The organism is Nocardia sp. NPDC058480, from assembly GCF_042720495.1.
Lineage (GTDB): Bacteria > Actinomycetota > Actinomycetes > Mycobacteriales > Mycobacteriaceae > Nocardia.
Genome location: NZ_JBHXMN010000002.1, coordinates 411784 through 437434 on the forward strand (window position 1 = coordinate 411784; position 25651 = coordinate 437434).

Annotated in this window: 28 protein-coding genes; 21 read left to right on the forward strand and 7 right to left on the reverse strand. The window is 67.4% G+C overall.

All coding sequences use genetic code 11. The features are described from left to right. Positions 1-52: 52 nt before the first annotated feature. Entirely contained in the window at positions 53-880 is an 828-nt protein-coding gene (locus ACFWO8_RS07480; RefSeq protein WP_378945192.1) for an SDR family NAD(P)-dependent oxidoreductase, read from the reverse strand. 107 nt (positions 881-987) lie between these two features. Between ACFWO8_RS07480 and ACFWO8_RS07485 the strand changes: the two genes are divergently transcribed. Beyond that, positions 988-1560, forward strand: coding sequence for a TetR family transcriptional regulator (locus tag ACFWO8_RS07485; RefSeq protein ID WP_378945195.1), 573 nt, complete (start codon positions 988-990; stop codon positions 1558-1560). A 129-nt stretch (positions 1561-1689) separates the two neighbouring features. Then, positions 1690-2115, forward strand: coding sequence for a DUF5360 family protein (locus ACFWO8_RS07490; RefSeq protein ID WP_378945200.1), 426 nt, complete (start codon positions 1690-1692; stop codon positions 2113-2115). Positions 2116-2127: 12 nt separating this feature from the next. Here ACFWO8_RS07490 and ACFWO8_RS07495 read toward each other — a convergent pair whose 3' ends face one another. Beyond that, entirely contained in the window at positions 2128-2916 is a 789-nt protein-coding gene (locus ACFWO8_RS07495) for a hypothetical protein (protein ID WP_378945203.1), read from the reverse strand. Positions 2917-3077: 161 nt separating this feature from the next. On the opposite strand from ACFWO8_RS07495, the gene ACFWO8_RS07500 reads away from it, so the two are divergent. From ACFWO8_RS07500 to ACFWO8_RS07515, 4 genes are all read left to right on the forward strand, one after another. Continuing rightward, positions 3078-3812, forward strand: coding sequence for a sulfite exporter TauE/SafE family protein (locus ACFWO8_RS07500; RefSeq protein WP_378945206.1), 735 nt, complete (start codon positions 3078-3080; stop codon positions 3810-3812). 169 nt (positions 3813-3981) lie between these two features. Next, complete coding sequence (locus ACFWO8_RS07505; protein ID WP_378945209.1) at positions 3982-4764, forward strand: inositol monophosphatase family protein; 783 nt, start codon at positions 3982-3984, stop codon at positions 4762-4764. Positions 4765-4849: 85 nt separating this feature from the next. Beyond that, entirely contained in the window at positions 4850-6805 is a 1956-nt protein-coding gene (locus ACFWO8_RS07510) for a nucleotidyl transferase AbiEii/AbiGii toxin family protein (protein WP_378945216.1), read from the forward strand. A 155-nt stretch (positions 6806-6960) separates the two neighbouring features. Further along, positions 6961-7458 (forward strand): hypothetical protein, encoded by a 498-nt coding sequence (locus ACFWO8_RS07515; RefSeq protein ID WP_378945219.1) that lies wholly within the window; start codon positions 6961-6963, stop codon positions 7456-7458. 71 nt (positions 7459-7529) lie between these two features. On the opposite strand, the gene ACFWO8_RS07520 is transcribed toward ACFWO8_RS07515, so the two are convergent. Continuing rightward, the gene (locus ACFWO8_RS07520) at positions 7530-8138 is read right to left on the reverse strand and encodes a hypothetical protein (protein WP_378945225.1); all 609 of its coding nucleotides are present in this window, start codon (positions 8136-8138) and stop codon (positions 7530-7532) included. A gap of 79 nt (positions 8139-8217) precedes the next feature. Here ACFWO8_RS07520 and ACFWO8_RS07525 point away from each other — a divergent pair, with 79 nt between their 5' ends. Beyond that, a complete protein-coding gene (locus ACFWO8_RS07525; protein ID WP_378945228.1) occupies positions 8218-9039 on the forward strand; it encodes an acyl-CoA thioesterase in 822 nt (273 codons plus the stop codon). A gap of 50 nt (positions 9040-9089) precedes the next feature. On the opposite strand, the gene ACFWO8_RS07530 is transcribed toward ACFWO8_RS07525, so the two are convergent. Continuing rightward, on the reverse strand, positions 9090-10781 hold the full coding sequence (locus ACFWO8_RS07530; protein WP_378946231.1) for an APC family permease: 1692 nt from the start codon (positions 10779-10781) through the stop codon (positions 9090-9092). Between the two features lie 213 nt (positions 10782-10994). On the opposite strand from ACFWO8_RS07530, the gene pdxT reads away from it, so the two are divergent. Together pdxT and ACFWO8_RS07540 are read left to right on the forward strand one after the other, a co-directional pair. Continuing rightward, a complete protein-coding gene (gene pdxT / locus ACFWO8_RS07535; RefSeq protein WP_378945232.1) occupies positions 10995-11615 on the forward strand; it encodes a pyridoxal 5'-phosphate synthase glutaminase subunit PdxT in 621 nt (206 codons plus the stop codon). Positions 11616-11707: 92 nt separating this feature from the next. After that, complete coding sequence (locus tag ACFWO8_RS07540) at positions 11708-12463, forward strand: YebC/PmpR family DNA-binding transcriptional regulator (RefSeq protein WP_378945235.1); 756 nt, start codon at positions 11708-11710, stop codon at positions 12461-12463. A gap of 60 nt (positions 12464-12523) precedes the next feature. Here the strand turns inward: ACFWO8_RS07540 and ACFWO8_RS07545 are convergent, their stop codons facing one another. Beyond that, positions 12524-13024 carry an SRPBCC domain-containing protein gene (locus ACFWO8_RS07545; RefSeq protein ID WP_378945240.1) on the reverse strand — a complete coding sequence of 167 codons (501 nt, stop codon included), beginning with the start codon at positions 13022-13024 and terminating at the stop codon, positions 12524-12526. A 91-nt stretch (positions 13025-13115) separates the two neighbouring features. Between ACFWO8_RS07545 and ACFWO8_RS07550 the strand changes: the two genes are divergently transcribed. The 6 genes from ACFWO8_RS07550 to ACFWO8_RS07575 all read left to right on the forward strand — a co-directional run bounded on the left by ACFWO8_RS07550 (position 13116) and on the right by ACFWO8_RS07575 (position 16860). Then, positions 13116-13625 carry an O-acetyl-ADP-ribose deacetylase gene (locus ACFWO8_RS07550; RefSeq protein WP_378945243.1) on the forward strand — a complete coding sequence of 170 codons (510 nt, stop codon included), beginning with the start codon at positions 13116-13118 and terminating at the stop codon, positions 13623-13625. Positions 13626-13745: 120 nt separating this feature from the next. After that, the gene (locus tag ACFWO8_RS07555) at positions 13746-13955 is read left to right on the forward strand and encodes an acyl-CoA thioesterase (RefSeq protein WP_378945248.1); all 210 of its coding nucleotides are present in this window, start codon (positions 13746-13748) and stop codon (positions 13953-13955) included. An 80-nt stretch (positions 13956-14035) separates the two neighbouring features. Then, positions 14036-14605, forward strand: a complete 570-nt coding sequence (ruvC, locus tag ACFWO8_RS07560) for a crossover junction endodeoxyribonuclease RuvC (RefSeq protein WP_056810781.1) — start codon at positions 14036-14038, stop codon at positions 14603-14605. After that, positions 14602-15201 carry a Holliday junction branch migration protein RuvA gene (gene ruvA, locus ACFWO8_RS07565; RefSeq protein ID WP_378945251.1) on the forward strand — a complete coding sequence of 200 codons (600 nt, stop codon included), beginning with the start codon at positions 14602-14604 and terminating at the stop codon, positions 15199-15201. Before ruvC ends, ruvA begins: the two co-directional genes overlap by 4 nt. Before the next feature lie 3 nt (positions 15202-15204). Further along, on the forward strand, positions 15205-16293 hold the full coding sequence (gene ruvB, locus ACFWO8_RS07570; RefSeq protein WP_378945257.1) for a Holliday junction branch migration DNA helicase RuvB: 1089 nt from the start codon (positions 15205-15207) through the stop codon (positions 16291-16293). Between the two features lie 54 nt (positions 16294-16347). Then, positions 16348-16860, forward strand: a complete 513-nt coding sequence (locus ACFWO8_RS07575; protein ID WP_378945260.1) for a GtrA family protein — start codon at positions 16348-16350, stop codon at positions 16858-16860. Positions 16861-16994: 134 nt separating this feature from the next. Here the strand turns inward: ACFWO8_RS07575 and ACFWO8_RS07580 are convergent, their stop codons facing one another. Further along, the gene (locus ACFWO8_RS07580; RefSeq protein ID WP_378945267.1) at positions 16995-17570 is read right to left on the reverse strand and encodes a DivIVA domain-containing protein; all 576 of its coding nucleotides are present in this window, start codon (positions 17568-17570) and stop codon (positions 16995-16997) included. Between the two features lie 36 nt (positions 17571-17606). Then, complete coding sequence (locus tag ACFWO8_RS07585; protein ID WP_378945270.1) at positions 17607-18236, reverse strand: TetR/AcrR family transcriptional regulator; 630 nt, start codon at positions 18234-18236, stop codon at positions 17607-17609. 85 nt (positions 18237-18321) lie between these two features. Between ACFWO8_RS07585 and ACFWO8_RS07590 the strand changes: the two genes are divergently transcribed. The 6 genes from ACFWO8_RS07590 (at position 18322) to ACFWO8_RS07615 (ending at position 25648) form a co-directional block, all read left to right on the forward strand. Continuing rightward, entirely contained in the window at positions 18322-19812 is a 1491-nt protein-coding gene (locus tag ACFWO8_RS07590) for a flavin-containing monooxygenase (RefSeq protein WP_378945275.1), read from the forward strand. 143 nt (positions 19813-19955) lie between these two features. Beyond that, the gene (gene yajC / locus ACFWO8_RS07595) at positions 19956-20297 is read left to right on the forward strand and encodes a preprotein translocase subunit YajC (protein WP_378945279.1); all 342 of its coding nucleotides are present in this window, start codon (positions 19956-19958) and stop codon (positions 20295-20297) included. 99 nt (positions 20298-20396) lie between these two features. Further along, positions 20397-22139: a protein translocase subunit SecD gene (secD, locus tag ACFWO8_RS07600; protein ID WP_378945285.1), complete on the forward strand. Its 1743-nt coding sequence runs from the start codon at positions 20397-20399 to the stop codon at positions 22137-22139. Further along, positions 22136-23314 (forward strand): protein translocase subunit SecF, encoded by a 1179-nt coding sequence (gene secF / locus ACFWO8_RS07605; RefSeq protein WP_378945289.1) that lies wholly within the window; start codon positions 22136-22138, stop codon positions 23312-23314. Before secD ends, secF begins: the two co-directional genes overlap by 4 nt. Before the next feature lie 25 nt (positions 23315-23339). Next, the gene (locus ACFWO8_RS07610; protein WP_378945293.1) at positions 23340-25052 is read left to right on the forward strand and encodes an ABC transporter substrate-binding protein; all 1713 of its coding nucleotides are present in this window, start codon (positions 23340-23342) and stop codon (positions 25050-25052) included. A gap of 23 nt (positions 25053-25075) precedes the next feature. Beyond that, a complete protein-coding gene (locus ACFWO8_RS07615; protein ID WP_378945296.1) occupies positions 25076-25648 on the forward strand; it encodes an adenine phosphoribosyltransferase in 573 nt (190 codons plus the stop codon). The last annotated feature ends 3 nt before the right edge of the window (positions 25649-25651 follow it).

Sequence of the window (25651 nt, forward strand, 5' to 3'; positions counted from 1 at the left end):
CTCGGCGGGCGTCGTGATCGCGACGCCCGCCGAGGCATTTTCGTGAGACAACTCAGCGCTGGAGGAGTGCGGTGGTGAGGGTGTCGAGGCGGATCGCGTTGTCCGGGTCGAAGTCCTCGCGCGTCAAGGGGAGTCGGGTTCGGCGCCGGAAGGCGCTCACCGGATCCGTGGGCGGTTCGTCGAGAAACCGGGCGATCGGCGGGACGGCCTTCTCGACCGATCGGCCGAAGACGTATCCGGCGGCCTTGGCCAGGATTCGGTGGGGTGTGGGCAGCGGGTCTGCCATCGCGGTGCGCACCATCATCGGGTTGTAGAGCACGTAGCGGGTGCGTGCGCTCGGGTGGCGGTGGGGAAAGGCGATGCCGAGCAGGTCGTTGGCGCGCGAGGCCTGCATGGCGGCGCGGGTGCCGGTGTAGCCCTGGCTCAGGGTCAGATCGTCCCAGTGGATTCGGCCGGGGAAGCCGCCAGGGCCGCAGATATTCATGATGACCGGGGTGTCGGTGCGTTCCAGTGCATCGACGAGGCCGTGTCCGAGGGCGAATCGGCTCAGGTATTGCAGGGCGAAGGTGTACTCGATCCCGTCCTCGGTGATCTCGCGTTGTGGTCGGAAGCGTTGGGTGCCGAAGATGATTCCGTCGACGGTGTCGGTGAGGGTGCTGATCCAGGCAAGCGTCTCCCGCATTCCCGCCAGGGTGCTCAGGTCGGCCCGCAGGAACACGACGCGCTCGCCCGCGCCGATCGCGACAGCGTCGCGACGCAAGACCTCACCCTTCGCGGTACTGCTGGCGATCGCGATCACCCGGTCGCCGCGTCGCAGAAAATGTAGGCCGAGCCCCTTGCCCATGCCGTCGGTGCCGCCGGTGATGACATAAGTGCGCATCGAATCCCGTTCTCCTCGAATCGTTCTGGACTGTGTCATCGGCCGATATCTCGAGGCTAGAAACGGTGCGGTCATCAAGTCAACATCTGGTGACTTAGAGTGACTTGATGGAACCGAAGCCCGAACCACGTCGCCGCGATCGCGCGGCCACCCGCGCCGCTCTGCTCGATGCCGCGCGGATCTGTTTCGCGGCACAGGGTTTCGATGGCACTGGACTACGAGAGATCGCGGCTCGAGTCGGCGTCGATCCGGCTTTGGTGTCGCGCTACTTCGGTTCGAAGAAGCAGCTCTACGCCGAGGCGATGCACGTCGAGATCCCGACCGGGGTAGCCGCCGACCCGCACCGGCCGGTGGTCAGTATCGCCGACGCCCTGCTCCACGACGTGGTGTACCAGGACTGGTCCCAATACGGCGGAGAACACCCGCTCCTGGCCATGCTCCGATCGGCAGGCCACAGCGACGTGCGCGACCAGCTACGCGCCCAACTCTGCGACGACTACCTGCGCGAATTCACCGACCGGCTCGACGGCCCCGACACGGAGCTACGCGCGGAACTGATCGGCGCCCTGCTGATCGGCCTCGGCGTCCTGCGGTCGGTGATCGGCACGCCCGCCGTGAGCGCCGCACAGTTCGACCGAACCCGAGTACTTGCGGCCCGCATGGTGAATGCACTGACCTGAGTGACCTCCGGGCTCGGCGCCCCCTGCGGATGAACGCGAAGAGCGTCGATCTGTTCGATGATAAGGTCGCGCCGACAGCTTGTAATCGATTGCAGCTCAGGCAAATTCCTGTCAGGAGTGGGTGGCTTCATGAGCCTGAAGGTCGCAAAGATTCTGCTGCTGATCACTGACGCATTGCTGATGCTGTACTGGGTGGCGGTAGCGGTGGACGCGATTCCGAAGGAGTCGGCCTTCCGTGACTACTCCGATCCCATGATGCAGGCATGGAATTGGTCCTTCTTCCCACTCGATCTCGCCGCCGCGGTATTCGGGTTCGCTGGGGTCTACCTGGTCAGACGCCGTCATCGGCTCGGCTGGGTGGTCCTCACGATCGGGCTCACCCTGACCTTCTGCGCCGGGTTCATGGCGATCTCGTTCTGGGCTTACTACGGAGATTTCAACGCGATCTGGTGGATCTCCAATGCGGCGCTGATGGTCGTTCCGGCCATCGTCTTCACGATTCTCGTCGTCGACCGCACCGCCGGTGCCGAAGTCGGCTCCGGACCAGGTCGGTGACGAAGCTCGCTCCTACGGCTGGCCCGCCGCGCCTTCGGTGTCGGTGGTGAGGGCGTCGGCGAAGTTCTCGGCGTAGCCGAGGATGAGTTGGCGCTGGGTGGGCAGGAGGACGGCTAGTTCGTGCCAGGCGATGGCGGTGGGTGAGCCGTAGAGGTGGGTGAGGTCGGTGACCAGGGCTGCTGCTTGTTCGGGGGTGGGAGGGGTGGGGCGGGCGAAAGCCAGTAGGGAGGCGCCGATGGCGATGTGGCGGTAGCCGTGGGTGGTCATGCGGCGGATCACCGTGTGATTGTCGTAGGTGCTCCAGTCGTCGGCGAAGTACCCGTTGGGGATGCCGGCGATGGCGAGGTCGTCGCGGTCCACCGGGACGCGCTGGATCAGGACGACATCGTCGACCACGCGGTCGGGGGAGCGGTTGGCGGCGACGAGTGCGGTGAGTTCGTCCTCGGAGGCGTTGCGGGTGTCGCGCAACGATTCCCAGGAGACGCGCGCGGACGGGTTGTCGAGCAGCGCGGCGATCCGGGAGACCGTGGCGTTCTCGGCGTGGTGGGTGGCGGCGGGGTCGTCCGGGTCGTCGTGGCCGTCGCCCTCCACGAGCCCGAGGGTGGCGTGCATGCTCGTGTACGCGCACTGGCCGAGATCGTCGAGCGTGCACAGGATCCGTGCGTCGGGATGATCCATGCGGACGAGCTCTAACGCGTCGAGCAGTTGGGCGAAGGTGGTGACGTCGTCGAGGCGGGCAACGGTGTTGGAGTCCAGCCGGTTACGTCGAACGGGTGGTTCGCCCGGCTCGAAAGTCGTCATCTGCACGGTGACATCCTGGCACGGCCCTCGGCGCGTCGTCGCGATCCCGCGGGCGGTGTTCGATGTGGGCCTCGGATAGCCCACATCCACGGTGTGCGCGCACGCCAGTGCGGTGGATGCCCAGGAGTTGCTGCCAACTGGGCATACCGTACAGTCGGTCTGTGACCGCGCTCGACTTGTCCTTGCTGGTCGTCGCGGGATTCTTTACCGGCTTGATCGGTTTCGTCACCGGGATGGCCTCGATCGTCTCCTATCCGGCGCTGCTGGCCGCCGGTCTGCCGCCCGTCGCGGCCAATGTCACCAACACGGTCGCCATGGTCGCCGTCGGTGTCGGGGCGACCGCGAATTCCGGACGTGAACTCATCGGACGCGGGCCCACGCTGGTGCGCTGGGCGGTGCTGTCGGCCGTAGGCGGGCTGCTCGGTGCGCTCGCCCTCCTGGTCGCGCCGGACGGTGCATTCGAGGTGGTCGTGCCGTTCCTGGTGGCCATGGCGTCGATCGCGCTGCTGGTGCAACCGCTGGTCCGCCGCCATATCGGCGAGCTCAGCGCGCCCTGGATCGTGCCGGTCGGTATCCTGCTCACATCGGTGTACGGCGGGTACTTCGGCGCGGGCGCGGGCGTGATCTACCTATCGATGATGCTGCTGTGCACCTCCGAATCCATCTGGAGCGCATCGATTCTCAAGAGCTTCCTGCTCGGCATCGCGAACCTGGTCGCCGCGATCGGATTCGCGGCCTTCGGGCCGGTGCACTGGGGTGCGGCGCTGGCGCTGGGCGCGGGTGCGCTGGCGGGTGGCTGGTGTGGCCCGCCGGTGGTGAAAGTGATCCCACCGGGCGTGTTGCGGGTGGCGGTCGGGATCGGCGGACTCGGTCTCGCCGTATACCTGGCCCGATAGGCGATTCGCTCCGGCCATGCGCGATTGAGGACCGCTGCGCGTCTGCGCCCATGAGGCGTACCTCCGCATTCGCTCCGGCCGTGCGCGATTGAGGACCGCTGCGTGTCGGTGCCCATGAGGACCGCGGGTTCGCCCGCCGGGGTGCGGCACTGTCCGTAGCCTGGAAACGGTGCACAAGTCAGACAGTGAAATCGCAATCCACGCAACAGAAGTCGCTTCGGAAGTGATTCGGTCGGCGTTCCACGCTCCGCTCACTCACTACGCCAAACAGGGCGACGATTTCGCCACGCAGGCCGATATCGCGGCCGAGGATGCCATCCTCGACGTCCTCGCGGCAGCGCGTCCCGGCGACCGGTTCGTCGCCGAGGAATCGGGAGTCACCGGTTCCGCCCGCGGCGATCGGACCTGGTTCATCGATCCACTCTGCGGCACCAGGAATTTCGCTGTCGACACCGCGTTCGTTGCGGTCAATGTCGCTCTGCGCGACGGCGATACCGTGCAGGTGGCGGCGACCGCCGACCCGTTCGCCCGCGAAGTGTTCTGGACCGCGGGGGAGGGTGCGTTCCGGCGCGCCGACGGCCGCGACGAACCGTTGCGCCCGCAGGCCGGAAGTCACCTGGTCGATGTCGATCTAGACCACCCGTTCCCGTGGTCGAGCCCGGCGCGACTCTTCGACGCCGAGGGTTTCGCGGGCGAGTTCCACGGGCGGGTGTTATCGACCTCGCTGGCCCTTGTCTGGGTCGCGGCCGGACGGCGCGCCGCCTACATCACCGGCGGCGATATCCGCGACAGTGTGCATTTCAGCAGCGCGATAGCGGTGTGCCAGGCGGCGGGCTGCGTGGTCACCGGCCTCGCCGGGCAACCACTGCACACCGCACCGCACGGGTTGATCGCGGCAGCCGACGCGGACACGCACGCGCGGCTCGTCGAGGCTGTCGCCGGATTGCGCTGATCTGCGCGAGACGACTCGGCAGACGGCGGCCGGTTCGATCGCAGACCACGCCGAAAGAGTTTGCGGGGTCTGTGATCATGGACAGGTGAGTGTAGAAGTCGATTTCCGGGGCAACTTCGAGGTGCACCTGACCGTTCGGGCAGTGGGGGAGCAGGCCTTTCGCGCGGTGGAAAGCTATGCGGTGCAACGGGATATGAAGTTCACCCATATCGTGTTGGCGCGCGGTCGGGTGGCCGATCAGCCGATGCTGACGCTGCAGAGCACCGGTGACCTCGCCGCGGTCACCGAGGTGGCGCAGGCGGCCGCGCGGGAGTTGAGGGCAGCTGGGGTTCCGGTGATTCGGACGAAGATCGAGCTCAGCCCGTGGGGGCGCGGGGTGCCGGCGACCGACAAACAAGGCCGGGCGCGAGGAGCGGGGCAGTATTTCGAGCATCACGTCAAACTGCTCCTGGCCACCGAACTCGACCCGGACACAGTGGCCGAAGCCTGCGCCGGGCACAACGCACACGTCTCGGCGAACGCGCGGCGCACCCGCACCGACGGTCGCACCGAACGTTTCGTCACCCAGCGGTGCCGGACGATGGGTGATTCGAGCGCTGGAAACCGGCTCGACCTGTTGCTGCGTGCACTGCGAGAGCGCGATTTCGAGGTGCTGTCCGTCGAGCGGGAATTCGTCGTCTACGACAGCGACGAGTCGGTCGATGATGGCTGGCTCGCCGAGGACGCCGTGGCGATGCCGCCTACACAGTGGGAGAACTTTCGCCACGGACCGTGGCCGGACGAGCACCAGCGGGTACCGAATCATCCACCGACGGAGCTGGCTCGCGCGAACCGCATGCTCCCGGCGACACTGCTGCCCGTCGATGCCAGCGGGGTGAGTCAGCGACCGGTGTTCGACCCGGCGTTCACCGATCGACGCTTCGGTATGCGATTGAGCGAACCGTATTTCGACGAGGACGACGTGGCCGGAGCATGGCGTCGGGCGCGCCGCGAAGCCCTCGATCACGTCCTGGCGGGTCTCGCCGCGACGCAGTGGGCCGATCAGGTGATGGTGCGCGGTAGCGTGCTTCTCCGCGCCTGGTACGGCACCGAAGCACGTGAACCCGGCGATCTGGATTTCGTTGTGTTATCGCCGGATTGGACGCTGCCGGACCCGCGCACGGAGGCCATGTTCGTCGAGGTGGCCGCTGTGGCACAGGGTGCGGCCGAACGGTCGGGCTCGACCGTTCGGTTAGATCCCGCCGGTGCGGTCTCGGACGAGATCTGGACCTACGATCGGGTGCCCGGACGGCGCTTGGTTCTGCCCTGGTCGGCGACTGAACCCGGCATCCCCGGTGGCAGTGTGCAATTGGACTTCGTCTTCGGCGAGGCACTGCCGGAACCTCCGCTGCGCACCGAGATCGCCCGGCTCGGTTCGTCTGGACCGGGCGCGGTGCTGCTCGCCGCGAGTCCGCAGTTGTCGCTGGCCTGGAAACTGGTGTGGTTGGCGACCGACTGTTTTCCTGAAGGCAAGGACCTCTTCGACGCGGTGCTGCTCGCCGAACGGGTCACCATGTCGCAGGAGCTCTTCCGGGCTGCGGCCGCGGGCGAGGCGGTGGAGGCCGGTTTCGCCGACGGCGCGGCCTGGGCGAGGGAAGCGAGCTGGTCCGAATTCACCAAGGACTACCCACATCTGGCGGACGAGCACGACACCTATGTCTGGCGTCTGGCCAGTGCGCTCGCCGCCATGCTGCCCGACGGATTCAGCACCGCTTACACGGATCTGGCCGGTCGGATCACCTCCGACAAGGACAAGCTGGGCAACGTTTACACCAAGGACGGTCTGCCCGGTCTCGCTCGCGAGATGGACCGATTCCCATCGCCGACCCTGTTCCGCTTGGTCACGCTGCGGGAAGTGGTGGGACGTGACAATTGCACGTTGAGCGAGGCGGCTGATCTGTTGGCGCAGCTGCCGATTCCCGAGGACAGCGAGCTCCCGACCCGAGTCGACCCACACATGATCGCCGCCGCCCTGTCTACGGATTCGAACCTTGGGCACTGATCACCGTGCTCACCGTCCCCGGTTGTCTGTATCTCAGAGTTTCCTCAAATTCACTGGGTAGCGTCCGGGCCGTGGCATCGAGGCCTGCGCTGTGTGGCGCCGGTCTGGGCCGTCGCCCAGAGGGCGAGATTCCGACCCGACGTAAGGACGAGTGGATGAAGTTTCGTAGGACCGGACGAGTCGCGATCGCAGGACTGGCTGTGGTCGCTGCCCTCGGCCTGAGTGCGTGCAGTGACGACAAGGGTGACAAGCCCGCCGCCAAAACCACCACCAGCGCCAAGGCTGAGGCTTCGGCGGCCGCGAACCTGCCCGCCGTGCCGACCGTGGAGGAGCTCAACGCCCAGCTCACCACCGCGCTGGATCCGTCGGTCCCCAATGATCAGAAGCTGGACTTCGTGCAGGGTGGCGAGGCCGACCCCGAGCTGCCGAACCGCTTGGCCCAGGCCGCCTCGGACGCCAATGTCGTTGTGCAGGTCACCGAGGTGACCTCCTTCGGTGACAGTGTCAATGCGAAGGCCAACTTCACGATCAACGGTCAGACCAATGTCGTCGACGTGCCGTTCGTGGCCGAGGACGGCAAGTGGAAGGTCCAGAAGTCGTGGGCCTGCGGCATGATGACCAACCTGGGTCAGACCTCGGTCGCCTGCGCCTGATCGTCCTCGCTCGAGCCCCGTTCGGAATTTCCGGACGGGGCTTTCGCGTCGGCGCCTCGGTTTGCGCGATGTCAGCTGCGCAGTGCCGCCCGATCGGGATGGTCCCAGCGAACGGTCCAGGTCGCTTCCTCGGGATTGTCGGCAGTGTGATCGCGCACAGCGGGCAACGTCCATCGCTGTTCGTCGGGCGTGCGGCGCAGCGCCGCTTGCGCACTCAGCTCCAAGCGGATCGCGAGATCGAAATCCAGACCGCGACCCAGCAGCATCGGCCCGGCGAGTACCAGCACCAGATCGGCCTGCGCCACGCGAATCGCCGCCCGTGCGGACCTGTCTCGCTCCTCATCCCACAGCGCGGGCAACCAGCGCCCTTCGGTCCGTATCGCGTCCACGATCTCGCGCCGCACCGCCTCGTAGTCGAACCATGCTGTGCGATAAGACCATTCGTCGGCGCGCCCGTATTCCATGCGCAGCGACGCGGGTCGCACGTAGTCGTGCATCGACACCACCGCCGCCGATCGGCCCCGATCCGAGAGCGTCTCCACGATCCGGCGGCCGAGCTCGACGGGCGCAGCGGCATCGGCACCGTCGACCGCGAGCACCCGCCGCCCCGGCAGCTCGACGAGCGTGTCCGCGACGAGTCGGGCGAGGGCGGCGGGCGAGGTGGGAGTGAACGTCGGCACTGGTCCATCTCAGCAAATTCGGGGCCGCCGTGCGGAGCCGGACATACCGCCCGGTCGGCGAGGCGATAATCTCGAGCGCATGGCGACAATCGAAGAGGCGCTCGCGATCGAGCGGCTGGAGCGCGACATCTTCCGTGGTGCTTCCACGGAGTCTCAGCTACCGCGCACCTTCGGCGGTCAGGTGGCCGGGCAGGCGCTGGTCTCGGCGGTTCGCACCGTCGACCCCAGCTTCCAGGTGCATTCCCTGCACGGCTACTTCCTGCGACCGGGCAACCCCGAGGAACCCACCGTCTACCTGGTAGAGCGCATCCGCGACGGCCGGTCCTTCTGCACGAGGCGGGTCACCGGCGTGCAGGACGGGCAGGCGATATTCACGATGTCGGCCTCGTTCCATCACGGTGACGAAGGGCCGGAGCACCAGGACGTGATGCCCTCGGTGGAAGGCCCCGACGACCTGCCCGACGCTAGCGTGACGATGACCCCGGAGCGGCTGTGGGCCATGCGCGAGTGGGAGCACTGGGACATCCGCACGCTCCCGCAGGAACAGGTCGTCGCGCGCGACGGCGCCGTCTCCCCACAGCAGGTGTGGTTCCGGTACCGGCACGCGCTGCCCGACGACCCGATGTTCCACGTCTGCACGCTGGCCTACATGAGCGACATGACGCTGCTCGGCTCGTCGAAGGTGACCCACCCCGACGAACCGACCCAGAACGCGTCCCTCGACCACGCCATGTGGTTCCTGCGCCCGTTCCGCGCCGACGAATGGCTGCTCTACGACCAGTCCTCACCCTCGGCCGGCTTCGGCCGCGCGCTCACCGGCGGCAAGATCTGGGACCGCGAGGGCAATCTGGTCGCCGCGGTCGTCCAGGAAGGTCTGATCCGCACGCCGCGCCACAAGTAGCACGTCGGTGGTGATCCGGTGCGGGTGGCCGCCGCACCGGATCACCACGACTACCGAACCTGCACGCGCAGGTGGCACACCACGGTGTCGCTCATCCGGCGCAGCACCCGTTCGAGTTCGTCGCTGCGGTGGCTCGGCAGCACCCGATCCCACCCGCTCGGCGGATCGATCTCCGCGATCACCACGACCTTGCGCCGACTGCCGAAATTGTCGCGGACATAGCGGGCCACCGGTCCGCCGACGGTGGCGTCGCTGTCCTCGAGCAGGACAAGGCGCACCCCGGGATGCCAGACATCCCAGGCTTTCGTGAACGCCGACGTCGACTCACCCGGCAGGCAGACGTGCACGGCGGTGACGTCCTCGCCGATCGACAGGGCGGCCGAGAGCGCTTCGCGACTGAGCTCGCAGACTTCCGCGATCGGCACGATGATCGCGGTCCCGGTCGGGCGCGGCTGCGCGGGTACCGCACCGATACCGCGGGAACCACCGATCCTGGTGTAGGCGTTGCGAATCCGTTCCATGCCGAGCATCAGCAGCGGCAGCACGAGCACGATCAGCCAGGCACCCTCGGTGAACTTCATCGCGGTGGTGACCACGGCCGCGACGAAGGTCAGCAGCGCGCCGAAGCCATTGAGCGCGATTCGCCAGCGCCAGCCGTCGGCACGGGTCAGCCACCAGTGCCGGACCATGCCGGTCTGGGCGATGGTGAACCCGACGAACACGCCGATCGCGAACAGCGGGACGAGCGCGTTCATGCTGCCCGCGGCAGCCACCACCAGCACCGCGGCACTGATCCCGAGCGTCAGCACACCGTATCGGTAGACCCGGCGCGGGGTGGCCACGGAGAACCGGTGCGGCAGGCAGTTGTCGTCGGCGAGCAGTCTGGTCAGCGTCGGCAACCCGCCGTAGGAGGTGTTCGCCGCGAGGGCGAGCAGGATGACGGTGGCGAATTGCACCACGTAGTAGCCGATGCCGTGGCCGAGCGCTGCCTCGGTGAGCTGCGAGAGCACGGTGGTGCCCTCGATCGGCTGGAGCGAGAACTTCTCGATCAGCACGGCCAACCCGATCAGCATCGTGCCGAGCAGCAGCCCCAGCGCGACTTCGGCACGCTGGGCTCGCCGCACGCGCGGCTGCTCGAAGCTGGGCACCGCGTTCGCGATCGCCTCGACACCGGTCAGTGCGGCGCAGCCACTGGAGAACGCCTTGAGCAGCAACAGGACACCCACGGTGTGGATATCGCTGACCGCGGCCGTGCCCGCGGTGACGGCCGCTGGTTCCGAACGCAGCAGGCCGCCGATGATCACCACGAAGATGCCGCCGACGAACACCGCGGTGGGCAGCATGAACGCCTTGGCGCTCTCGGTGATGCCGAGCAGGTTGAGCGCGGTGATCCCGATCAGCACGGCCAGGCAGATCCACACCGTGTACCCGTGCAATCCGGGGAACGCCGAGGTCAGCGCCGCCACCCCGGCCGCGATCGAGACCGCGACATTGAGCACGTAGTCGACGATGAGCGAGGCGGCGGCGAGCAGACTGGTCCGGTCGCCGAGATGCTTCTTGGCGACCGCGTAGGCGCCGCCGCCGTTCGGGAACGCAGCGATCACCTGCCGGTAGGAGGCGATGAGGACGGCCAGCAGGGCCGCGATGGCCAGGGTTACCGGCAGGGTCAGGCCGAGTCCGAGCCCGCCCGCGGTGGCCAGGACCAAGACGATGGCTTCCGGTCCGTAGGACACCGAGGCCATCGCGTCGAGGGACAGTCCGGCCAGGCCGGTGGGAACGGTCAGTCCGCGGCGCTCCGGGACGATCTGCGCAGGTCCCGGGGACTTGCGTGGCAGCAGTGCAATCACATATTGCAGTGTCGACCCGTTCGGCGCGAATGCACCCGTCGTTGACGGAACCCTGACGCCCGCGGCGTGAGCGGGCACACATCGCCCCGCCTCGTAAGCTCAACGCCTGTGAACGCAACCTCGACCGCTACCCGGCCGACCATCGGTGTCCTCGCGCTCCAGGGTGACGTGCGCGAACACGTTGCCGCGCTGGAGCACTGCGGGGCGAAGCCGGTGCTGGTGCGGCGCGAATCGGAGTTGGCGGCCGTCGACGGGCTCGTGCTGCCCGGTGGTGAGTCGACCGCGATTTCCAAGCTGTTGCAAGCGTTCGACCTGCTCGAACCGTTGCGGGCGCGGCTGCGCGACGGGCTGCCCGCGTTCGGTTCCTGCGCGGGCATGATCCTGCTCGCCTCGGAGGTCCTCGACACCAGGGCCGACGCCCAGCACCTGTCCGGCATCGATATGACGGTGCGCCGCAACGCGTTCGGTCGTCAGGTCGACTCCTTCGAAACCGACCTGGACTTCACCGGTCTAGACACGCCCGTGCGCGCGGTGTTCATTCGCGCCCCGTGGGTGGAGCGTGTCGGTGACGGTGTCGAGGTGCTGGCGCGGGTACCGCACGGTCCCGCGCAGGGGCGCATCGTCGCCGCCAGGCAGGGCAATGTGGTGGCGACCTCGTTCCATCCCGAGGTAACCGGCGATCTTCGGGTGCACGAGCTGTTCGTCAACCTGGTTCGCGCAGCGCGATAAAGCCCGCGTCGGCGGGCGTCGCGCGCGGTGAGTAGGCTGGATCGAGCTTGTCCGCCCGGGCAGACGCGCAACCGACTTGAAGGAAGTAGGGCATGAGCGGCCACTCCAAATGGGCCACCACCAAGCACAAGAAGGCGGGAATCGACGCCAAGCGCGGCAAACTCTTCGCCAAGCTGATCAAGAACATCGAGGTGGCGGCCCGCACTGGTGGTAGTGACCCTGCGGGCAATCCGACGCTGTTCGACGCCATCCAGAAGGCGAAGAAGACATCGGTCCCCAACGACAACATCGAGCGCGCCCGCAAGCGCGGCGGTGGTGAAGAGGCCGGCGGAGCCGACTGGCAGACGATCATGTACGAGGGCTACGGGCCCAACGGTGTCGCCGTGCTGATCGAGTGCCTCACCGACAACCGCAACCGCGCCGCGGGCGAGGTTCGGCTGGCGATGACCCGCAACGGCGGCAACATGGCCGATCCGGGTTCGGTGTCGTACCTGTTCGCCCGCAAGGGTGTGGTGACCCTCGAGAAGAACGGCCTGTCCGAGGACGACGTCCTCGAGACGGTCCTCGACGTGGGCGCCGAAGACGTCAACGACCACGGCGATGTCTTCGAGATCATCTCCGAGCCAGGCGATCTGGTCGCGGTGCGGTCGGCTCTGCAGGCCGCGAACATCGACTACGACTCCGCCGAGTCCGGTTTTCAGGCGTCGGTGTCGGTCGCGGTCGACGCCGAGGGCGCCCGCAAGGTGTTCAAGCTGGTCGACGCGCTCGAAGACAGCGACGATGTGCAGAACGTGTACACCAATGTCGACATCTCCGACGAGGTCGCGGCGGAACTCGACGACGAGTAGGTTTTCAAACCCGTTGAACCGCCCCGGCCGTGAATTCGGCTGGGGCGGTTCACGTTTCGGCTAGGACGCCCGCTGCTGGTAGTAGTTCGACATCGACGGGTAGTAGTCGGCGAAATCCGGGCGTTCGGTATGCGTGCACGCGGCGACGAGCATGTCCGCGTAGTACTCCCAGCCCGGACCGATCTGGGGGATCTCCGCCAGCTGGTATTCGGACGTCAGATGGTGGACCAGGCGCAGTTCGGTGGCCGCGCCGGTGTCGAGCAAGGTCACCTCCAGGCGCCACAGGCCGATCTGGTCGGTCGAGGAGATGCCGAGGTGGATCGGTGGGGTGCAGTCTTCGATGCGCATCGGCGTCCACGGTTCCCCCTCCTCGAACCGCATCTGCACCCGGATGGTGTTGCCGGTCCCCGCTTCGCCCTCCCAGGTGCCGTACCACCCCGAGGTCAGATGCGGATCGGTCAACCGCGCCCACACCTCCTCGATCGGCAACCCCAACGACCGGGTGATCACCAGATCCCGCCCGTCGGGCGTCGACACGATGTCACCGGTGGGTTTGGCCATGTGTGGTTCTCCTCGCCTCGGACGGACCGACCATGCCTGCTCTCCTCGACCGTACCCGTGGTGGAACTCGGCGCCCCGGCAGAATGCGGACATGACGCGAATCGAGGCGGTCCGGGGCGACATCACCGAACAGCAGGTGGACGCGGTGGTGAACGCCGCGAATTCCTCGCTGCTCGGTGGTGGCGGTGTCGACGGGGCGATCCACCGCAAAGGCGGCCCGCAGATCCTGTCCGAATGCCGCGACCTGCGCGCCTCCCACTACGGCAAAGGCCTGCGAACCGGGCAGGCGGTGGCGACCACCGCGGGTCGGCTGCCCGCACGCTGGGTGATCCACACCGTCGGCCCCGTGTGGTCGGCCACCGAGGACCGCTCCGAGCTCCTCGCCTCGTGCTATCGCGAATCCCTGCGTGTGGCAGACGAATTAGGGGCGGCGACAGTCGCGTTCCCGGCGATCTCCACCGGCATCTTCGGCTGGCCGATGGACGATGGCGCGCGGATCGCGGTCGAGACGGTACGAGCGGCCGAGACGAACGTGATGCAGGTGCGGTTCGTGTTGTTCGACGATCGTGCGCTCGAGGTCTTCACCGCCGCACTCGGGTAGCGCTCACTGGACGATGGCGTCTGTCGATGGTGGTCAGCGAGTGTTGGCCGCGACCGGGCAGTGACGATCGGCCGGCGGACGGCGACGAATGTGTCGAACCCCGGTGGCACACTCGCGGGCATGACGGAAACCAGTGTGCCGTTTCGGGTTCGGATCCCGATTCGGGTGTCCGATCTCGACCCGCAACTGCATGTCACCGGCTCGGCGTATCAGCAGTTCGCCGACCACGCGCGGTTCGCGTGTGTGACCGAGGCCGGGGTCTCGGTGCCGGACTTACTCGCGGCGGGGGTAGGGCCGGTCAATCTCGAGCTGCCGCCCCGGGCGGCGTGAGAGTCGTGTCGTTGGTCGGTCGGAACCCGGGAATGCTCTAGACTTTCGAACAACTGTTCGTGTCTTCGAAGGGGTGGCCGGTGCGGGTGATGGGCGTCGATCCGGGGCTTACCCGGTGCGGGCTCAGCATGGTCGACAGCGGGCCGGGCCGGAAGGTGGTCGCCCTCGATGTGGGGGTGGTGCGCACGCCGCCGGATGCCGAGCTGGCATTGCGGTTGATGGCTGTCGCCGATGCCGCCGAGGAGTGGATGGATACCCATCGGCCCGAGGCTGTCGCGATCGAGCGGGTTTTCGCGCAGCACAATGTGCGGACCGCGATGGGGACAGCACAGGCCGGAGGGGTGATCGCGCTGGCCGCCGCGCGGCGCGGGATCCGGGTGGCGTTCCATACGCCCAGCGAGGTGAAAGCCGCTGTCACCGGCAATGGTACGGCGGATAAAGCGCAGGTCACCGCCATGGTGACGCGGATTCTCGGGTTGCAGGTCGCACCGAAACCCGCCGATGCCGCCGACGCGCTCGCGCTGGCCATCTGTCATTGTTGGCGGGCGCCGCTGATGGACCGGATGGCGGCCGCGCAGGCGCAGGCGGAGCAGGTCCGCCGCCGCTACGAACAACGGCTCGCCGAACAACGGAAGGTGGTGCGCGGGTGATCGCGTCGGTACGCGGTGAGGTACTCGAGATCGCGCTCGATCACGTGGTGATCGAGGCCGCGGGCGTCGGGTATCGCCTCAATGCCACCCCGGCCACCCTCGCCGGGCTCACCCGCGGCGAACAGACCCGCCTCTACACGGCGATGATCGTGCGCGAGGACTCGATGACCCTGTTCGGGTTCGCCGACACCGAAGCGCGCGAACTGTTCGGGCTGCTGCAGACCGTTTCCGGCGTCGGCCCCCGTCTGGCAATGGCGGTGCTGGCCGTGCTCGAACCCGAAGCACTGCGAAAAGCGCTGGCAGAGAGCAATGTCGCCGCCCTGACCCGGGTCCCCGGCATCGGCAAACGCGGCGCCGAGCGGATGGTCGTCGAACTGCGCGACAAGGTGAACCAGGTGGCTGTCCCCGCCGGTCCGCCGGGCGCGGAAATGCCGAGTACCCCTGTGCGCGAACAGGTTTCCGAAGCGCTCATCGGCCTCGGGTTCCCCGCGAAGCAGGCCGAACAGGCCGTCGACACCATCCTGGCCGACCAGCCGACCGCCACCACCTCGGTGGCTTTGCGCGCGGCGCTCGGCCTGCTCGGCAAGAACAGGTAGACCGTGTACGACGACGACATCGACGAGACCGACGAATCCGACCTCACCGCCCGGTATCTCAGCACCGACGGCGAAGCCGAAACCGGTCTGCGTCCCACCTCGCTCGACTCCTTCATCGGCCAGTCCCGCGTGCGTGAACAGCTCGCCCTCGTCCTGCGCGGCGCCAGCCAGCGCGGCGCCACCCCCGACCACGTCCTGCTGTCGGGACCGCCCGGCCTCGGTAAGACCAGCATGGCGATGATCATCGCGGGCGAACTCGGCACCGCCCTGCGCATCACCTCGGGTCCGGCACTGGAACGCGCGGGCGACCTCGCCGCCATGCTGTCCAACCTGGTCGAGGGCGATGTCCTGTTCATCGACGAGATCCACCGAATGGCCCGCCCGGCCGAGGAAATGCTGTACCTGGCGATGGAGGACTTCCGCGTCGACGTGGTGGTCGGCAAAGGTCCCGGCGCTACCTCGATCCCCCTCGATATCGCCCCGTTCACCCTGGTCGGCGCCACCACCCGTTCGGGTGCGCTCACCGGCCCGTTGCGCGATCGCTTCGGCTTCACCGGCCACATGGACTTCTACGACCCCGCCGAACTGCTGCAGATCCTCACCCGCTCGGCCCGCATTCTCGGCGTGCAGATCGACCACGACGCCGCCGCCGAAGTCGCTGGACGCTCCCGTGGTACCCCGCGTATCGCCAACCGGCTACTGCGCCGCGTCCGCGACTACGCCGAGGTCAGGGCGGACGGCATCATCACCCACCCGATCGCGATGGCGGCGCTCGAGGTCTACGACGTCGACGCGCTGGGCCTGGACCGGCTCGACCGCGCCGTCCTCGGCGCGCTCGTGCGTGGATTCGGTGGGGGACCGGTGGGCGTATCGACCCTGGCCGTTGCCGTCGGCGAGGAGGCGGCCACCGTGGAAGAGGTCTGCGAACCGTTCCTGGTGCGCGCCGGACTGGTCGCCCGCACACCCCGCGGCCGGGTCGCGACGGCGGGCGCCTGGGAGCATCTGGGCTTGGTACCGCCGCCCGATCTGGTCATCGGCGCCATCGAAGTGCGTGGGCGCGAACCGCAACCGAGCGCCGAGGGCTACGACTGAGATACCGCGGCTCCAGGCGGGCACGGCGCCGCGACGTCGTCTACTGTCGATTCAGTGGCAGTCCTAGAGGTGGTGCAACGACTCCCCGAGCCGTTGCGTTCCCTGCTGATGAAGCATCGGGAACTTCTGAAATTCGCCGTGGTCGGTGCGATCACCTGGTTCATCGATACCGGTGTCGTGTACGCGGTGAAACTGACCGTGCTCGGCGACAAGCCGCTCACCGCGCGCCTGCTCGGCGCGCTGATCGCGACCATCGCCTCCTACATCCTCAATCGCGAGTGGTCGTTCCGCGCACGCGGCGGCAGGCAGCGCAGTCACGAAGCCGCCCTGTTCTTCACGGTCAGCGCACTGGGCATCGCGGTGACCATGATCCCGCAGGCGGTATCGCTCTACGCGCTGAATCTGCGTGTGCCGCACGTGGATCCGACGGTGCAGATGGTCGCCAACTTCATCTCGGGACAGATCTTGGGCGTCCTGCTGGCCATGGCGTTCCGCTTCTGGGCCTTCCGCCGCTACGTCTTCCCCGACGACCTGCGCGAAGCCGAACTCCACAGCATCCAAGGGTAGGAACGGGTGTAGCCGCCGATTGGGGTTTTCGGCCGCCTTGATCTGGACTGACTGGAGGGCGCGACGAAGGAGTGCCCGTAGGGAGGGAAGATCAAGGTTCCCAGGCCGAAAACCAGCGGCGCCAGCCGCCAATATCACAGTCGTTCGGGGTGTTCCAGGGCCGTGATCACCAGGTCGATGAAGGCGTCCACTTCTTCGCGGGAGTAGCCGCGGGTGCCGAGCCGGGTGTCGGTGAAGCGGACGCTGCGCACATCGGAGGTGGTGAGGCTGCCGGGGCCGTTGTGGGCCAGGGTCGCCGCGACCAGGTCGAGGAAGGCATCGACCTCTTCCTCGTGGTAGCCGCGCCTGCCGACGGCGGACTGGGTGAAACGCATGCGGTGCACGTCGTCGGGGGTGAGCATCTCGGCGACATCGTCGCCCGCACGCGCCGCCGGAACGGGAGCTCCGCCCTTCTGGCGATGTTCGAGCTCGGTCCGCACCCGGTCGAGGAAGTCGTCGACCTGGTCGGCCTGATACCCGCGACCGCCGAAACGCGGTGCGCCGAAGTGCACGTGGCGGATGTCGTCGGCGGTGAGTGTGCCCTGCCCGTCGAGGGTGGCCGACACTCGTTCCAGAAAGGCGTCGACCTCGTCTGCGTGGTAGCCGCGATGCCCCAGCGTCGGCATGGCGAAGTGGGTGCGGCTCACATCGTCGGGCGTCACAGCGGTCATTGTCTCAGGATTGCCCTTCTATCCCACGGCTTTTCGCTATCGGGCAGCGGCGCGCACGCCATCGATGAACAGCCGCCGCACGGCGTGACTGTACACCGCCATCGACGCTGGATCGGGGGTTCGCATGCCCGCGACGAGGCCGGCGACGATCATGCCGAGTGCCGCCTTGGCGGTATTGGCGGTATCGATATCGGCGCGGAGGTAACCGATGCGCACGCCGTGCTCGAGGTAGCGCGTCATGAGGATCTCGGTGACATCGACCAGGCCGTACACCCGTTCGGTGAGTTCGTCGTCGATACCGGTGGCGTGGAACAGCAGTAGGTGCGCCGTACGCGGATCGTCGAGCAGGACGCGGTTGAGGGAATCGCCGATCCGGTCGATCAACGCGGCGTATTCGGAGATGGTGGACGCGCTCTCGGGCTCGATGTCATCGTCGAGCGCGCCGAAGATGCGCCCGCTCACCTCGTCGATGACATGGTCGATGATGTCGCGCTTGTTCGCGAAATAGCGGTAGAAGGTGCCGTGCCCGATGCCGAGGCGCGTGGCGATATCGGCGATTCCGGTGGCGTGATAGCCCTTCTCGGCGAAGCAGTCGAACGCGGTATCGACTATCTCCCTGCGCAATTCGGCTTTTCGCTGGTCGATTCGCGAGGGTGGCTTCGTCACATTGACGATGTTACAGTCGACGTAACGGGAATGACGCGTCATTCTGACGATTCGGCATTCACAAATCTCGATGTGGAGGTTCGACGTGGCACCTCAGTTCGACGCGGTCGTCGTCGGCGCGGGTTTCGGTGGCATCGGTGCCGGTATCGAACTCGACCGGCTCGGGTTGCGCGATTTCGTCATCCTGGAACGGGAGGACGACCTGGGCGGCACCTGGCATGTGAACAGGTATCCGGGTCTGGCGGTCGATATCGCCTCGGTGACCTACTCCTATTCGTTCGAGCCGAACCCGCGCTGGACCCGGCTGTTCGCACCCGGCGCCGAGCTGAAGAAATACGCCGAGCACGTGGCAGGCAAATACGATCTGCGCAGGCGGATGCGGTTCGGGACCGTCGTCGACGGTGCGCGCTGGGATGCCGAAGACCAGCAGTGGGTGGTGACGATCGCCGGCGGTGAGACGCTCACCGCGCGCTATCTGCTCGCGGCGACGGGGTTCCTGTCCCAGCCCTACACTCCGCCGTTTCCCGGCATCGAGTCCTTCGCGGGCAAGATCATCCACACCACCGACTGGGACGCCGATTACGACCTGACCGGTCGCAAAGCCGCCATCATCGGCACCGGTGCCACCGCGGTGCAGTTGGTGCCCGAGGTCGCGAAGCAGGTCGGCGAACTGACCGTCTTCCAGCGCACCCCGATTTGGGTGGTGCCCAAGGTCGACGCCCCGATTCCCGGGGTGGTGCGGGAACTGTTCGACAGAGTTCCGCTCACGCAGAAGGCGGCACGGCTGGTCAATACCGGCATGCTGGAGGCGCTGATGGTTGTCGGCGTGCTGCATTACAAGCAGGCCAAACCATTGAACCGGGCGGCCGCCGCGTTGGCCAAGGCGCACCTGTTCGCGCAGGTGCGTGATCCGGCGACCAGGCAACAGCTCACCCCGCACTACGACTTCGGCTGCAAGCGCCCGACGTTTTCCAATCAGTACTTCACGACGTTCAACCAGCCGCACGTACGGCTGGAAACGAACTCGATCGACCATGTGGAACCCGACGGCATCGTCACCGCCGACGGCCACAAAACCGAGATCGACACCCTGCTGCTCGCCACCGGTTTCAATCTCTGGGACGTGAACTTCCCGGCCATCGAGATCGTCGGCCGCGACGGCGTGAACCTCGGAAAGTTCTGGCGCGACAACCGTTTTCAGGCCTATGAGGGCATCACCGTGCCCAAGTTCCCGAACTTCCTGAGCCTCAACAGCCCCTACTCCTACAGCGGGCTGTCGTACTTCACCACCATCGAAGCCCAGATGAAGCACATGGGCAGGTTGTTCACCGAACTGTTCCGCCGCGGCGAGCAGACCTTCGAGGTCACCGACGAGGCCAATGCGGAGTTCCTCGACCGGATGACCGACAGGCTGGGTTCCTCGGTGTTCTACGGCGGCGACTGCGCCACCGCGCGCAGCTACTACTTCAACCAGCACGGCGAAGCGGCGCTGCTGCGGCCGACCAGCACCGCCGCCGCGCACCGCGAGGCTGTCAGCTTCCCACTCGACGATTACACCTACGGCCCCGTCTCCTGAGCACCCTCGGCCCCGGTTCGCGCACCCACCGGCCGGGTCGTTTTCACACGCGCGTCGGTGTCCGGTGTGTCGCCGCGGCGGGGAACTGGCAGACTGTCAGGCGTACTTGCACGTCCACCACTGACTAGGGACTGACTTCGACGATGGACTTCCTGTTTCCGCTGCTGATCCTGGCCCTGCTCGTGCCGATGTTCTTCGGTATCCGCAAACAGAAGCGTGAGGCCGAGAAGGTCTCGACGATGCAGGAGGCCCTGAAGGTCGGTGACGCTGTCGTCACCACCTCCGGTCTGTACGGCACCGTCGTCGATCTCGACGAGAACACCGTCGATCTGGAGATCGCCGAGGACGTGGTCACCACCTGGCTGCGCCAGGCGATCCGCGAGGTGCGCGCCGACGAGCAGACGGTCGAGGAGACTCCCGAGGTCACCGACGCCCCCGCCGAGGAAGCCGTCGAGCAGACCGAGACCCGGCTGACCAAGGACTGACCAGTCCCTTTTCCCGCCCGGGCGCGTACCAGCGTTCCGGGCCGGGCACCGTTGTGCCCACCGATCCAGCCTCGACTTCCGCCTAGGAGATGACCTGCTGTGCCACCTTCCCAAGGATCGGCGCATCCGTTCCGGCTGCTCGGCGTCTACGCCGCGCTGCTGGCCGTGATCTACGCGCTGGTGTTCTTCACCGGTGACCATTCCCCGTCGGCCAAGCTCGGCATCGACCTGCAGGGCGGTACCCGCGTCACGTTGACCGCGCGTACCCCCGACGGCAACAAGCCGAGCCAGGACAGCCTGAAGAAGGCGCAGGAGATCATCGAGAACCGTGTCAACGGTCTCGGCGTCTCCGGCTCCGAGGTGGTCATCGACGGTGACAATCTGGTCATCACGGTGCCCGGCGAGGACAGCCAGCAGGCACGCGCGCTGGCCACCACCGCCAAGCTCTACATCCGCCCGGTGCTGTTCGCGACCGAGCCGCAGGCAGGCGGGGCGGCACCGCCCGCGACCGGTACCGCGCCACCAGGCACCGCACCCCCGGCCACGGACGCTCCGGTGCCCGCGCCGGGCGAGGCGACCCCGGCCGTGCCCGGCGCGGTGACCCTGCCCGGCGATGCGACGCTGCCCGGCGATGCGACGCTGGCACCGACCACCCCGGCGCCGCAGTCGCGGGTGTTCCCCGCACAGGCACCGCCGACGCCGACCCCGACGCCCGGTGGTCTCACCCACCAGCAGCAGCAGGCGAAGGAGATCGCCGACGCCAAGGCGCTGCGCCAGAGCACCGATCAGCAGGTTCAGCAGGTCGCCGTGGCGGCCATGGACTGCACCAAGCCCGACCCGCTGGCCGGAAACGACGATCCGGCCCTGCCGCTGGTCACCTGCTCGCAGGACGGCACCGAGGTGTTCCTGCTCGGCCCGAGCCGCATCGACGGCCAGGAGATCGCCGACGCGACCTCCGGCCTGAACTCGCAGCAGGCTCGGCACGAGGTGAACCTCGAGTTCAAGTCCGCCGGTGCCGACGCCTGGTCGGACCTGACCGGTGAGTACGTCAACAAGCGGGTCGCCTTCGTGCTCGACTCGCAGGTCGTCAGCGCGCCGCAGGTGCAGCAGGGGCCGCAGCTGGGTGGTCGCACCTCGATCTCGGGTAGCTTCACCGCCGACAGTGCGTCCGAGCTGGCCAACACTCTGAAATACGGTTCGCTGCCGCTGTCGTTCCAGACCTCGGAAGCGGAGACGGTCTCGGCGACGCTCGGCCTTTCCTCGCTGAAGGCGGGTCTGCTGGCCGGTGCCATCGGCCTGATCGCGGTGCTGCTCTACTGCCTGCTCGTGTACCGGATGCTCGGCCTGCTGGCCGGGTTCTCGCTGATCGCGGCCGGTGTGGCCGTCTACGGCATCATCGTGCTGCTCGGCCGGTGGATCGGCTTCACCCTCGACCTCGCGGGTATCGCCGGTCTGATCATCGGTATCGGTCTGACGGCGGACTCGTTCGTGGTGTTCTTCGAACGCATCAAGGACGAGATGCGCGAAGGCCGCAGCTTCCGGTCGGCGGTGCCGCGCGGTTGGGCACGAGCCCAGCGCACCAACCTGTCCGGTAAGACGGTCAGCTTGATCGCCTCGGTCGTGCTGTATCTGCTCGCCGCCGGTCAGGTGAAGGGCTTCGCCTTCACCCTCGGCGTCACCACCGTGCTCGACGTGATCGTGCTCTACCTGGTCACCGCACCGCTGCTGATGCTCGCCGCCCGCTCGCCGTTCTGGGCGAAGCCGTCGGTGAACGGCCTCGGCTCGGTTCAGCAGATCGCCAGGGAACGCGGCCAGGCCAGGTCGAAGGAGATGTCACGATGAGCAACGACAACCCCACCGAGGAATCGGTGAACCTGGACAAGTTCGAGCCCGCGCAGGGCCCGAAGCACGGATTCTTCGAACGTCTCTACACCGGCACCGGCGGCTTCCCGATCGTCAGCAGGCGCAGGTTCTTCTACACGCTGTCGGCGGTGCTGCTGCTGATCTCGCTGCTCAGCATCGCGGTGCGTGGCTTCACCCTCGGTATCGACTTCGAGGGCGGCTCGCGCATCCAGATCCCCGCGGCTGACAACGTCAGCACCCAACAGGTGGAAGATGTCTACGCCGAGACGCTGGGCCATGGGCCGGTCTCGGTGCAGAAGGTCGGCTCCGGGGCCTCGGCCACCATCCAGGTGCGCTCGGAGACCCTCGACCTGACCCAGACCGAGCAGGTCCAGTCCGCGCTGTTCGATCGGTTCCAGCCCAAGGACTCCGCGGGCGAGGTGAGCCGCAACGCCATCAGCATCGCCGAGATCAGCGAGACCTGGGGCGGGCAGATCACCCAGAAGGCGCTGATCGCGCTGGCGGTGTTCGTGCTGTTGACGATGATCTACATCGCCATCCGCTTCGAACGAGACATGTCGATCGCGGCGATCGTGTCGCTGTTCTTCAACCTGTTCGTGACGGCGGGTATCTACTCGCTGGTCGGGTTCGAGGTGACACCGGCCGCGGTGATCGGTCTGCTCACGATTCTGGGCTACGTGCTCTACGACAACGTGGTGGTCTTCGACAAGGTCGAGGAGAACACCCGCGGTGTGCTGCACCTGAACAAGCGCACCTACGCCGAACAGGCCAACCTGGCGGCCAACCAGACCCTGATGCGGTCGATCAGCACCACGATCATCGGCATTCTGCCGATCATCGGCATGCTGGTGATCGCGGTGTGGCTGCTCGGTGTCGGCACGCTCAAGGACCTCGCGCTGGTGCAGCTGGTCGGCATGATCGTCGGCGCCTACTCCTCGATCTTCCTCGCTGTGCCGGTGCTGGTCTCGATCAAGGAACGCTGGGGTCCGGTGGCCGCGCACACCAAGAAGGTGCTGGACAAGCGTGCCGGTGTCGGCGCGGGCGTCCGGGTTCCGGTGGGCGCGTCGGCGGCCCGTGGTCCGCGACCGACCGACGGCGGCGCGCCGCGGCCGGGTTCGCGTCCGAGCGGAAAGCGTCAGAAGAGAAGGCACTGACGACCGACAAGCAGGGGGTCTCATCATGCGACGCAGCACGATTCGACTGATCACCGGGCTCGCCACGGCGGCCGTGACCACCTCCGTGGTGGCCGGCTGCTCGGCGAAGAACCAGGTGCCCTCCATCGGGTACGCGGTCGACGCCGCGGTCGCCAGCTACAACGGCGCGAGCACGCTCGGCGCCAGTAGCGGTGCCACCGCGGTGTTCGGCCGCGTGCTGACCGGTTTCTTCTACACCGGACCCGATGGCCAGCAGGTGGCCGACACCGACTTCGGCACGGCCAAGGAGGTGCCGGGCGAGACGCAGACGGTGCAGTACCGGCTCAACCCGGACGGGGTGTACTCCGACGGGGTGAAGACCTCCTGCGACGACTTGGTGCTGGCCTGGTCGGCCCGCTCGGGCAAGTTCACCCGCCCCGGCGATCGCGGGCCCGTCTCGTTGTTCGACGCGGCGAGCACCGCGGGCTACGACGAGATCGAGCGGATCGACTGCCAGCCGGGATCCAAGGACGCCACCGTGGTGTTCCGGCCGGGCAAGCACTACCTGCCGTGGCGGACGCTGTTCACCGCGGCCGAGGTGATGCCCGCGCATGTGGTGGCGCAGGCGGTCGGCGTGCCGAATGTGGTGAACGCCCTGCAGACCGGCGACGGTGCGGTGATCGGCCGGATCGCCGATTTCTGGAACACCGGCTGGACCGTGCGGGCCGGGGCGCTCGACCTGACGAAGTTCCCGTCATCGGGGCCGTATCGGATCGAATCCTTCAGTGCCAAGGACGGTTTGGTGCTGGTCGCCAATGAGAAGTGGTGGGGTGACCCGCCCGAGACGAAGCGGATCGTGGTGTGGCCCAAGGGCACCGACTTCGCCGCCAAGGCGAAGGAGAACGCACTCGGGGTCGTCGATCTCGGTGCCGGTTCGGTCGCGGACCTGAATCTCGATGGTTTCGACGAGCAGACGGTCGCGAGTCGCAGCACCGAACAGCTCGTGCTCGCTACCGGCGGGGTGTTCGCGCGGGTGGAGGTGCGCCGGGCGTTCGCGCAGTGTGTGCCGCGGCAGGCGCTGTTCGACACCCTCGGTAAGGCAGGAGAGCCGCCGAAGCAGGGGCTCGGTGCTGGTGTTCTGAATGCCCATGTGGTGCAGCAGGATTCGCTGTACTACCCGGCGGTGATCGGGGGCGCCGATCGGTATCGCGGCGCCGATATCCCCGCGGCCACCGCGACTTTGGCCTCCTCCGGCACGGCGCAGCCGACGGTGCGGATCGGTTATCAGGGGCCGGACGCGCGTCGCGCGCAGACTGTGGCGATGATCGCCGAGTCCTGTCGCGGGGCGGGAATCACCGTGGTCGACGCGGGTGCGCCCGATTTCACGCCGTTGCGGCTTCCCGAGGGTGCGGTCGACGCGGTACTCGGCGGAACCGGCGCGGTGCCCGGGCCCGCGGGGTCGAGCGCGGGTGTGGTCGCGCTCGCCGCGTTGCGGGCAGGTAGCGGCCTCGATTTCGGTGGCTTCGCTAACGGTCGCTACGATGCGATCACCGATCAGCTTGCGGGCGAGGCCAACTCGACCGCGACGCTGAACCTGCTGACCGAGGCCGAGAACCTGCTGTGGGCGCAGCTACCGAGCATTCCGTTGTTCGCGACGCCGCGCACCATCGCCTTCGGCAACGGCATGCAGAACGGGATCGCCGGGCCGACGCAGGCTGGTACCGGGTGGAATATGGATCGCTGGGTGTTGCAGCGATGAGTGGACGTGAGAGGCGAGGGTTGATGAGCAAGCACGCGGTGGTCGAGTCCGACGATCGGGCCAGTGAGCGGACCGCGGAGGCGGCCGAGGCGGTCACTCGGCTGACCCGCTGGCACGACGACTTCCCCACGCCGGGTGTGCGTTTCGCCGATCTCACCCCGGTCTTCGCTGACGCCGCCGGCTTCCGCGCTGTCATCGACTGCTTCGCCGCCATCGCCCCCGACGCCGACCTCGTGGCCGGTGTCGACGCGCGTGGCTTCCTGCTCGGCGCGGGCGTCGCGGCGACCCTCGGCACCGGCGTGCTCGCCATCCGCAAGGGCGGCAAGCTCCCACCGCCGGTCGTCTCACGTGAGTACAAGCTCGAATACGGTTCCGCCGCACTGGAAATCCCCGCCGATGGCGTCGACCTCGAGGGCAAGCGGATCCTGCTGCTCGACGACGTCCTCGCCACCGGCGGCACCCTCGCCGCCGCGGCCGCCCTGTTCAAGGAGGTCGGCGCCGAGGTGGTCGCCGCCGCCGTGGTGATGGAACTCGAGTTCCTGAAGGGGCGCGAGCACCAGGGTGACTACCCGGTGACCTCGATCGTCAAGCTCTGATCC